This is a genomic window from Streptomyces montanus (assembly GCF_005786655.1).
Lineage (GTDB): Bacteria > Actinomycetota > Actinomycetes > Streptomycetales > Streptomycetaceae > Streptomyces > Streptomyces sporangiiformans.
Window position 1 is genome coordinate 1 of record NZ_VBZC01000126.1, and the last position, 9,639, is coordinate 9,639.

A 9,639-nucleotide genomic window follows, 5' to 3' on the forward strand; every position below is an offset into this window, starting at 1 on the left:
GCCTGAAGGCGGTTACGGACCTTGCCGTCCTGCATGTCCACGAAATCGTGCTGGTAGCGCAGCGGGATGAACACCTGGAAGCCACCGGTCTCGTCCTGCAGCTCACGCAGCCGCAGGACATGGTCGACACGGTGACGGGGTTCCTCGATGTGGCCGTAGAGCATCGTGCACGGGGTCTTCAGGCCCTTCGCGTGCGCGAGGCGGTGGATACGCGACCAGTCCTCCCAGTGGGTGCGGTGGTCGACGATGTGCTGCCGCACCTCCCAGTCGAAGATCTCCGCACCGCCACCGGTCAGCGACTCCAGACCCGCCTCGATCAGCTCGTCCAGGATGTCGGACGCCGACAGCCCTGAGATCGTCTCGAAGTGGTGGATCTCGGTGGCCGTGAAAGCCTTCAGGGAGACGTTCGGCAGCGCCTTCTTCAGCTCGGAGAGCGACCGCGGGTAGTAGCGCCACGGCAGGTTCGGATGCAGGCCGTTGACGATGTGCAGCTCGGTGAGGTTCTCGTTCTCCATCGCCTTGGCCAGGCGGACGGCCTCCTCGATGCGCATCGTGTACGCGTCCTTCTCGCCCGGCTTCCGCTGGAACGAGCAGTACGCACACGACGCCGTGCACACATTCGTCATGTTGAGGTGCCGGTTGACGTTGAAGTGGACGACGTCGCCGTTCTTCCTCATCCGCACCTCGTGCGCGAGTCCGCCCAGCCAGGCCAGGTCGTCCGACTCGTACAGCGCGATGCCGTCCTCGCGGGTCAGCCGCTCACCGGCCCGGACCTTGTCCTCCAGCTCGCGCTTGAGCCCGACGTCCATGCCTCTCCCTCTTCCTGCTCCTGGTCCCCGCTCCGTGCGGCAACCCGGTCAACCATACGGCTCGCGTGCCTAGGGCTCTTCGGGCAGCTCACCCACCCGGTTCTCCCACTTCGTGGAGAGCACGACCGTGGTACGCGTACGAGAGACGCCCTTCGTCCCCGACAGCCGACGGATGGTCTTCTCCAGACCGTCCACGTCCGGCGCCCGGACCTTGAGCATGAACGAGTCGTCGCCGGCGATGAACCAGCAGTCCTCGATCTCGTTCAGGTCCTTCAGCCGGTGCGCCACGTCCTCGTGGTCGGCGGCGTCGGAGAGCGAGATGCCGATCAGGGCGATGACACCGAGGCCGAGCGAGGCGGCGTCGACCGTCGCGCGATAGCCGGTGATGACACCGGCGGCCTCAAGGCGGTTGATGCGGTCGGTGACGCTGGGCCCCGACAGTCCGACGAGGCGTCCCAGCTCCGCATAGGAGGCCCGGCCGTTCTCCCTGAGGGCCTGGATGAGCTGCCTGTCCACCGCGTCCATGCGATCGAAAGCCTTCCGCTGAAAAGTTCCTGAAGTGATGAGGGCGTGGTGCGAGTTGATCGTTGGTGCGAGTTGATCGGTGGGCGAGTTGCTCACGTGGGGCGGGAACCACCGCCGAGTTCGCCCTCCCAGCGGCGGTAGAGCGTGTGCTCGACGCCCGCCGCGTCCAGCACCCGTCCGGCGACGAAGTCCACCAGGTCCTGAATGTGCGTGGCCCCCGCGTAGAACGCCGGGGAGGCCGGCAGGACGGTCGCGCCCGCGTCGTCCAGCGTCACCAGATGCCGCAGCGTCTGCCCGTTCAGCGGGGTCTCCCGGACGGTGACGACCAGCTTGCGGCTCTCCTTGAGCGTGACGCTCGCGGCGCGCTGCAGCAGGTCTTTCGAGAGGCCGAGGGCGACTCCGGCGACACAGGCGGTGGAGGCGGGCACGATGAGCATGCCCTTCGAGGGGTACGAGCCGGAGGAGGGCCCCGCCGCGAGGTCGACCGGACTCCAGTGCCGTACGTCGTCGACCTGGATGTCGAAGGTCCCTGGCTTTCCGTCGGCGCCCCGGGACAGCCACTCCCGAAGGTCCTCGTCCCAGTGGGCGTCGCGGAAACTGATCCCCGTCTCGTCCAGCAGCGTCAGCCGCGAGGCCCTGCTGACGATCAGATCGATGCTCTCCCCCGCCTCCAGAAGCGCACGCACCACAGCAGCGGCATATGGAGTCCCGGATGCCCCGGAGACCCCCACGATCCAAGGCGTGCGCTGCGTCTGTCCTGGCTTCATGATGTCGAGCCTATCCGGCGGCTGCTGGTCCTCAGACCGTCAGCCCGCGCACGAGCAGATCGAGCAGGGCACACACGAACAGCGCGATCCCGATGAACCCGTTCACGCTGAAGAACGCCCGGTTGACCCGGGACAGGTCGTTGGGACGGACGATCGTGTGCTCGTACAGGAACGCGGCGGCGACGACCATCAGTCCCAGCCAGAAGAAGACGCCCGCGCCGGTGGTCAGGGCGTACCAGACGAACAGCGCCGTCGTGGCGGTGTGGCAGGCGCGTGCGCCCCAGACGGCGGCCGGGATGCCGAAGCGGGCAGGTACCGACATCACCCCGATCTCGCGGTCCGTCTCGACGTCCTGGCAGGCGTAGATGAGGTCGAAGCCGCCGATCCAGATACCGACCGCCAGGCCCAGGATCACCGCGTCCCACGACCACTCACCCGTGATCGCCAGCCAGCCGCCGACGGGGCCCATCGCCTGGGCGAGACCCAGGATGGCCTGCGGGAAGTTCGTGAACCGCTTGCCGTACGGGTAGACGACCATCGGGATCACCGCGATGGGCGCGAGCGCGAGGCACAGCGGATTGAGCAGGGCCGCGGCGCCGAGGAAGAAGACGAGGGCGACCAGCGCGCCCGTCCACGCGTGCTTCACGGTCATCGTGCCGGTGACCAGCTCGCGATGGGCCGTACGGGGATTGCGTGCGTCGATCTCGCGGTCGATGATCCGGTTCGCGGCCATGGCGAACGTCCGCAGTCCCACCATCGCGATGGTGACGAGGAGCAGTCGGCCCCAGTGGATGTTCCGGTCCAGCTGGAACATCGCGGTCAGCGCGGCGATGTACGCGAAGGGCAGCGCGAACACGGAGTGCTCGATCATGACGAGGCGAAGGAAGGCCTTGGTGCGCCCCGGCTGCGGGATCGCGGCTGATGCGCTGCTCACGAGAGTCCGTACTCCTTCCAGCGGCGGTCGACCATCGCCGCGGTCTCCGGGTCGGACAGGACCATGTCGGGCCAGCCGCCGTCTCGCGTGTAGCCCTCCTCGGGCCACTTCCTCGTCGCGTCGATGCCTGCCTTGCCGCCCCAGAACTGCTGGTAGGAGGCGTGGTCCAGGTGGTCGACCGGGCCTTCGACGACGGTCAGGTCACGGGCGTAGTCCGTGTTGCCCAGCGCGCGCCACGCGACCTCGTGCAGATCGTGGACGTCGCAGTCGGAGTCGACGACCACGATCAGCTTGGTCAGGGACATCATGTGGGCGCCCCAGACGGCGTGCATCACCTTCTGGGCGTGCTTCGGGTACTTCTTGTCGATCGCGACGATCGCGCAGTTGTGGAAGCCGCCCGCCTCGGGGAGGTGGTAGTCCACGATGTCCGGCACGATGATCTTCAGCAGCGGGAGGAAGAAGCGCTCGGTCGCCCGGCCGAGGGGTCCGTCCTCCGTGGGCGGCCGGCCGACCACGATCGACTGGAGCAGGGGGCGCTTTCGCATCGTGACGCAGTCGATGGTCAGGGCCGGGAACGGCTCCTGCGGCGTGTAGAAGCCGGTGTGGTCGCCGAACGGGCCCTCCGGGAGCATCTCCCCCGGCTCCAGCCACCCTTCAAGGACGACCTCTGCCTGAGCCGGCACCTGGAGCGGCACCGTCTTGCAGTCGACCATCTCGATCCGCCTGCCCTGGATGAAGCCGGCGAAGAGGTACTCGTCGATGTCGCCGGGCAGGGGCGCGGTGGAGGCGTAGGTCACGGCGGGCGGGCACCCGAAGGCGATCGCGACGGGCAGCCGCTCGCCCTTGCGCGCGGCCACCTGGTAGTGGTTCCGGCTGTCCTTGTGGATCTGCCAGTGCATGCCGATGGTGCGCTTGTCGTGGCGCTGGAGGCGGTAGAGCCCGAGATTGCGGATGCCGGACTCGGGGTCCTTGGTGTGGGTGAGCCCGAGGTTGAAGAAGGAGCCGCCGTCCTTCGGCCAGGTGAAGAGCGCGGGCAGGGTGTCGAGGTCGACGTCGTCGCCGCGGAGCACGACCTCCTGGACCGGCGCGTCCTTCACCTTCTTCGGCGGTACGTGCGTCATGGCGCCGAGCTTCCCGAACGCCTCGCGCACACCGACGAACCCGTGCGGCAGCTCGGGCCTGAGCAGTCCGCCGATCTTCTCGGTGATCTCGCCGTACGACTTCAGGCCGAGCGCCTTGAGCAGGCGGCGGTCGGTGCCGAAGACGTTCATCGCGAGCGGCATCGCGGACCCGCGTACGTTCTCGAAGAGCAGCGCCGGGCCGCCCGCCTTCTGCACCCGGTCGACGACCTCCCCGACTTCCAGATACGGGTCGACCTCGGCCTTGATGCGCTTGAGGTCGCCCTCGCGCTCCAGCGCCCTGAGCAGGGAGCGAAGATCGTCGTAAGCCATGCGTTCCAGTATCCGGTACCGGTTACCCTGGCCCGGTAACGGGGCCTGTTCCGTGGCCCCCGCCGCGACGCGCAAGGGGAATCCTCATGCTCAGGGTGCTGATGGTTCTGGTGCCACTGGCGCTCAGCATCTACGCGTTCATCGACTGCATCAGCACCGATGAGAAGGAGATCCGGTACATCCCGAAGCCGCTCTGGGCGATTCTCGTGCTGCTCTTCCCGCTCGTGGGGTCCATCTCCTGGCTGCTCGTGGGCAAGGACCGCACTCCGCGGCGCGCCGCGGGCGGACGCCCGGGCGGCTGGGTGGCGCCGGACGACAACCCCGAGTTCCTGAAGTCCTTGAAGGAGGAGAAGTCCTCCAAGGAATCGGGGCCGGAGTCGGAGTCGGAGGAGCCTCCGGGCGACAAGGTCGACGAGCGGCTGCTCGAGGACTGGGAGGCCGATCTGCGCCGCCGCGAGGAGGAACTGAAGCGGCGTCAGCGGGACGAGGACGGCGGCAAGGACTGACGCGCGTCGGTCAGCTCCCCGCGGCCACGGCGAGGCGGTGGAACGCCTGGGTGGTACGGGGGTGGGCGATCTCGTCCAGCAGGTGCCGCCACTCGGGATCGTCGGCGACGGCGGGGTGCGCGAGGTCCCACGCGGCAAGCAGCGGGACGAGCTCACTCTCGGGCGTCGCGATGACATCGGTCAGATCGGCCGTGGGGATGCTGGGGATGCTGGGGATGTTCATGACGGTTTCCTTCCGGGGGGAGAGGCTGTGAACCCCGGGGAGCATCGGGGAGCATCTGGGTTCCACCATGCCGCCGCCCGCCCCCGGTGGCGATGAAGCAACCTCCCGAACCGAAGGTGTAGCTATCCCCACCCATCGGGAGCGTGGGCTTCTTCAATCATCCCGTCCCTGCGGGTTTCTGGACCGCCGCGAAGGCGACGGGACTCCTTCCCGGACGGGCGCCCACGCCCACGCCGACGTCTTGGACCGTCCTCAACGCCGCTGTACGAGCCCGAACAGCTCCGCCCACTGCTCCGCCGTGAGGCTCTTGGGCAGGGCGGTGGGCGGGATCCGGTGCTGCCTCGTCCACCGCCAGATCCGTTGCCGTGACAGCTCGGGCGCGGCGGCGGTGAGGATGTCCGGGAGGCCACGTCCTCGGCCGGTGAACACCCGCTGTACGAAGTCCTGGTAGCGCCGCTGGTCGCCGCGGTCGACCAGCGGCCGTTCCCGGCGGGACACGGTCATCAGGCCGCCGTCGACACCGGGGCGCGGCCGGAACGCCGCGGCGGGGACGCGCCGCACGAGCCGGAACTCGAACCACGGCCACCACTGCGCCGTCATCATGGTCGCCCCGCCCACACCGGCCCGGCGGCGCGCGACCTCCCACTGCACGAGCAGCACGGCCTCGGTCCAGCCGGGGGCGTGCAGGATGCGCCGGAGCATCGCGGTCGTCACATGGAAGGGCAGGTTGCCCACCAGGACATGCGGCGCGGTGGGGACCGTGAACCGCAGGAAGTCCGCGTGGACGATCTCGGTCGACGGGCGGGTACGGCGCGCCAGCCGTGCCGCGCGCCGGTCGTCGACCTCGATGCCGGTCAGGGGCCTGCCCAGCCGCTGCAGGGGCAGGGTGAGCGCGCCGTCACCCGGGCCGATCTCGATGATCGGCCCGTCCGTACGGGCCACGAGGCCGACGATGGTGTCGATGACGCTCTGGTCGATGAGGAAGTTCTGGCCGAGTTCATGACGGCCAGGACGCTGCGTGCGCACAGGATCTCCGCGGCTTCGAAGGGAAGCCGGGCAACACGGAAGGGGCCGCCCGGCTGGAGGTCTCCGGAGCGGCGGATGCTTTCGATCCGCGAAAGTGCCGCCGCTAGAAGCGGCGGATCCTGGTCACTGCGATGGCGCACATGCCGGACAAGCTACGTGACACCGAGTACCTCTCGGCAACTGATTTATTGGGAGAGTGAGAGGCATGGATCAGACGCGGGCACGCAGTTGGCTCGGGACCGCCGTGGCGGAGGCGCGGGCCGGGCTCGCCGAGGGCGGCATCCCCATCGGGGCGGCGCTGTACGGGGCGGACGGGACACTGCTCGGGCGCGGTCACAACCGGCGCGTGCAGGACGACGACCCGTCCATGCACGCGGAGACGGCCGCCTTCCGGGCGGCGGGACGGCAGCGGACGTATCGCGGTACGACAATGGTGACGACCCTCTCGCCGTGCTGGTACTGCAGTGGTCTCGTCAGGCAGTTCGGGATCTCGCGGGTCGTCGTCGGGGAGGCGGCCACCTTCCACGGCGGGCACGACTGGCTCGCCGAGCACGGTGTCGAGATCCTTCTCCTCGACGACCCCGAGTGCACCGAGATGATGCGCGACTTCATCAAGAGGAACCCGGCACTGTGGAATGAGGACATCGGTGACTGAGCCCCGTATCCCCACGATCGATCTGCGCCCCTGGCTGTCCGGCGGCTCGGCGGAACGGCAGGCGATCGCCCGTACTGTCGACGAGGCCCTCCAGAGCGCCGGATTCCTCCTCGTGACCGGTCACGGCGTGGACCCGGCCCTGCGCACCCGCATCCGCACAGCCGCCCGCGCCTTCTTCACCCTCCCCACCGAGGCCAAGCAGCCGTACGCGGCGAAGGTCGGCGGCCGCGGCTGGCTCGGCCCGGGCGCGGAGGCCAACGGCTACTCGGAGGGCACCCGGACCCCGCCGGACCTGAAGGAGTCGCTGACCTTCGCCACGCACGAACCCTTCGAGGACCCGGTCGTGAACGCGGAGTGGTACGCGCCCAACGTCTGGCCGGCTCAGGTCCCGGAGCTCCGTGAGCTGTGCGAGGAATACCTGGCGCGCATGGCGGAGTTGGAGAACCACCTCCTCGCTCTCCTCGGCGAGGCCCTCGGCCTGGAACCGGACTTCTTCACCCGGCACATGAGCCATCCCACGTACGGCTTCAACATCAACTGGTACCCGGGTACGGAGGTCATCGGCGAGGCTGAGGAGGGCCAGTTCCGTATCGGCCCGCACACCGACTTCGGCACGGTCACGATCCTGGACCGGCAGGCCGGCAAGGGCGGGCTACAGGTCTTCACGGACGAGGGCGGCTGGGAGGACGCGCCCTTCGACCCGGACGCGTTCACCATCAACATCGGCGATCTGATGGCCCGTTGGACCGGCGACCGGTGGCGCTCCGGTCGGCACCGCGTCCTGCCGCCGCCCGCCGACGCCCCGGGCGAGGAGCTGATGTCCCTGGTCTACTTCGGCGAGTGCACCCCGGGCACGCTCGTGGAGTCGGTACCGGCACCGGTGGGGCGGGTGGCGCACGGGCCCGTGGACTCGCACACGTACCTGCGCGAGAAGCTGGACTCGATCACGGTCGGCTGAGCCTCAGCCGCCCTCGGGACCGGCGGGGAGCGCGGCGACCAGGCGCTCGAAGCGGTCCCGCCAGTCGGCCGTCGCCTGGGCGCGCCGCTCGTCGTCGCCCTCGAACTCGTTGGTGAAGCGGAGGGTCGTGCCCCGCTCCCCCGCGGGCTCCAGGTGGAAGCGGATCCGGCCGTGCACGTCCACCGTGTACTCGGCCACTCTCTCCACGTCCCACGCGGTGACGCGTCCCGCGCCCAGCCCGTGCAGCGTGACGGCCCCGCCGAGCCGCGGCTCGAACGGCTCGGCGGCGGCCAGCCAGCGCCGCAGGCCGTCGGCGCCGGCCAGCACCGGCCAGACGTTCTCCACAGGCTGGGGAAGCCGCAGCGTGAAGTGGAGCGTATGGGTGCCTCCCCGGCTCTCGCCGGTCCCCTGCTCGATGGCTTCACTCATGGGTCCAGCGTCACTCGCACGCGCGCGTGCCGCACCTCTACGGCTGCTCACCCGCCTTGTCGACGACCGCTCGTTCGGTGATGGCCTTGGAGGTGAGGAGGTCGCCGGGCCTGGTCGTCCCGCAGCGGCCGCTCGTGGCGCCGCCCGCGTAGACCTGCCGCTCCCCCAGATACTCGAGGGTCTTCTCGTCGAAGATCCAGTCGGTCCGCTCCTTCAAGTCCTTGTCGGTCCGGCCGATCGCCACCCCGCCCCGGCCCAGGGCGTCCTCGGCGTCCTTGACCACGGTCACTCCGGGGAGCTTGGCGACGGCCCGGAAGAGCGCGGCGCTCACCTCGGGCGGGACGATGTTGTCGCTGAGGATGGTGGTGGCCGTCCGGAAGGCGGCTTCGTGGCTCCTTGCCCGGGGGTTCGAGCCCTTGTGCAGCCAGTCGTACATGGCGTCCGGGTCGGTGGGGAGCGCCTCCACCTCCCGGTAGTCCGATGGGGGCTTGTCGTTCGCCATCGACTTTGGGTTGATCTTCTCCTCGTACTCGCCCGAATCCGACCGGTCCAGGCCCCAGCGCTTGCCGTCGACCGACTTCCAGATCTCGCGGTCCGTGAGGTCGTGACGGGGGACGGGGCACGTGTCGTCGTGGGTGGCTTCCATGTAGTCGTCCTGGCTCTTGACGTAGACGAACTGGTCGTCCCGGACGCCCTTGGGCCCGGGCCGCTTCTCGGCGGCCTTCGCGATCCGCTCCAGCACCTCCGCCGCGCCCTGGTGACGCTCCGTCGCCGGCCTCGGCCGGTCCCTGTCCTGGGCATCCCGGGTGACCGCGATACCCAGGACGACGGCCACCGACAGAACGGCCGCGACCGCCGGGGCCACGAAGGCCGGGCGGCGCCAGGCGGCCCTGCGTGCCGGCGCCGGACGCTCGTTGGTCTCGCTGGTCTCGTTGCTGATCTCACGCATCAGGTGCTCTCTCAGGACGCGATGACGGCCCGGCGGGAGGTCCTTCTCGGGAATCTCGCTCACTGGTTCCCCTCCTGGGTGGGCCCGGCCACGGACGTGTTGCCGTCTCTCATCTGTCCGCGCCCCGCGGCGAGTTCCGCGGCGAGCTTGGTACGCGCCCGGGACAGCCGGGAGCGCACCGTGCCGACCGGAATCCCGAGCGCCGCCGCGGCGGCCGCATAGTCGAGGCCGCCCCACGAGCACAGCGCGAGCACCTCGCGCTCGGGGCGGCGCAGCCGGTCGACGGCGACGCGTACGGCCCTGAGGTACGCCAAGTCGTCGATGCGCCCGGCGACTTCGTCGGCGAAGTCGCGCACGGCGTCGGCGGGCGGCAGGCGCGCCACGGCCGCCGCGTGCCGCCGGGCGGC

13 protein-coding genes are annotated in these 9,639 nt (G+C 69.6%); 3 read left to right on the plus strand and 10 right to left on the minus strand.

Annotated features, from left to right (window positions below; translation table 11 throughout):
• The 5 genes from FE633_RS46265 to FE633_RS46285 form a co-directional block, all read right to left on the minus strand.
• Positions 1-809, minus strand: an 809-nt coding sequence (locus FE633_RS46265) for a radical SAM protein (RefSeq protein ID WP_138051162.1), incomplete at its 3' end; no start/stop codon positions are given.
• A gap of 69 nt (positions 810-878) precedes the next feature.
• On the minus strand, positions 879-1,334 hold the full coding sequence (locus FE633_RS46270; protein ID WP_119100083.1) for an Lrp/AsnC family transcriptional regulator: 456 nt from the start codon (positions 1,332-1,334) through the stop codon (positions 879-881).
• Positions 1,335-1,426: 92 nt separating this feature from the next.
• The gene (locus tag FE633_RS46275; protein WP_138051163.1) at positions 1,427-2,101 is read right to left on the minus strand and encodes a UbiX family flavin prenyltransferase; all 675 of its coding nucleotides are present in this window, start codon (positions 2,099-2,101) and stop codon (positions 1,427-1,429) included.
• Positions 2,102-2,132: 31 nt separating this feature from the next.
• On the minus strand, positions 2,133-3,035 hold the full coding sequence (gene mqnP, locus FE633_RS46280) for a menaquinone biosynthesis prenyltransferase MqnP (RefSeq protein ID WP_138051164.1): 903 nt from the start codon (positions 3,033-3,035) through the stop codon (positions 2,133-2,135).
• Positions 3,032-4,486, minus strand: coding sequence for a menaquinone biosynthesis decarboxylase (locus FE633_RS46285; RefSeq protein WP_138051165.1), 1,455 nt, complete (start codon positions 4,484-4,486; stop codon positions 3,032-3,034). Before FE633_RS46285 ends, mqnP begins: the two co-directional genes overlap by 4 nt.
• Before the next feature lie 86 nt (positions 4,487-4,572).
• On the opposite strand from FE633_RS46285, the gene FE633_RS46290 reads away from it, so the two are divergent.
• A complete protein-coding gene (locus FE633_RS46290) occupies positions 4,573-4,992 on the plus strand; it encodes a PLD nuclease N-terminal domain-containing protein (protein WP_138051166.1) in 420 nt (139 codons plus the stop codon).
• A 10-nt stretch (positions 4,993-5,002) separates the two neighbouring features.
• On the opposite strand, the gene FE633_RS46295 is transcribed toward FE633_RS46290, so the two are convergent.
• Together FE633_RS46295 and erm are read right to left on the minus strand one after the other, a co-directional pair.
• On the minus strand, positions 5,003-5,215 hold the full coding sequence (locus FE633_RS46295; RefSeq protein ID WP_138051167.1) for a hypothetical protein: 213 nt from the start codon (positions 5,213-5,215) through the stop codon (positions 5,003-5,005).
• 252 nt (positions 5,216-5,467) lie between these two features.
• Positions 5,468-6,241: a 23S ribosomal RNA methyltransferase Erm gene (gene erm, locus FE633_RS46300; RefSeq protein ID WP_138051168.1), complete on the minus strand. Its 774-nt coding sequence runs from the start codon at positions 6,239-6,241 to the stop codon at positions 5,468-5,470.
• 205 nt (positions 6,242-6,446) lie between these two features.
• Between erm and FE633_RS46305 the strand changes: the two genes are divergently transcribed.
• A complete protein-coding gene (locus FE633_RS46305) occupies positions 6,447-6,896 on the plus strand; it encodes a nucleoside deaminase (RefSeq protein WP_171060409.1) in 450 nt (149 codons plus the stop codon).
• A complete protein-coding gene (locus tag FE633_RS46310) occupies positions 6,877-7,854 on the plus strand; it encodes an isopenicillin N synthase family dioxygenase (RefSeq protein WP_138051170.1) in 978 nt (325 codons plus the stop codon). Before FE633_RS46305 ends, FE633_RS46310 begins: the two co-directional genes overlap by 20 nt.
• A 3-nt stretch (positions 7,855-7,857) precedes the next feature.
• On the opposite strand, the gene FE633_RS46315 is transcribed toward FE633_RS46310, so the two are convergent.
• From FE633_RS46315 to FE633_RS46325, 3 genes are all read right to left on the minus strand, one after another.
• Positions 7,858-8,283, minus strand: coding sequence for an SRPBCC domain-containing protein (locus tag FE633_RS46315; RefSeq protein WP_138051171.1), 426 nt, complete (start codon positions 8,281-8,283; stop codon positions 7,858-7,860).
• 37 nt (positions 8,284-8,320) lie between these two features.
• Positions 8,321-9,295, minus strand: a complete 975-nt coding sequence (locus tag FE633_RS46320) for a CU044_5270 family protein (protein WP_138051172.1) — start codon at positions 9,293-9,295, stop codon at positions 8,321-8,323.
• Positions 9,292-9,639, minus strand: a 348-nt coding sequence (locus FE633_RS46325; protein WP_281291353.1) for an RNA polymerase sigma factor, incomplete at its 5' end; no start/stop codon positions are given. The genes FE633_RS46325 and FE633_RS46320, both read right to left, overlap by 4 nt.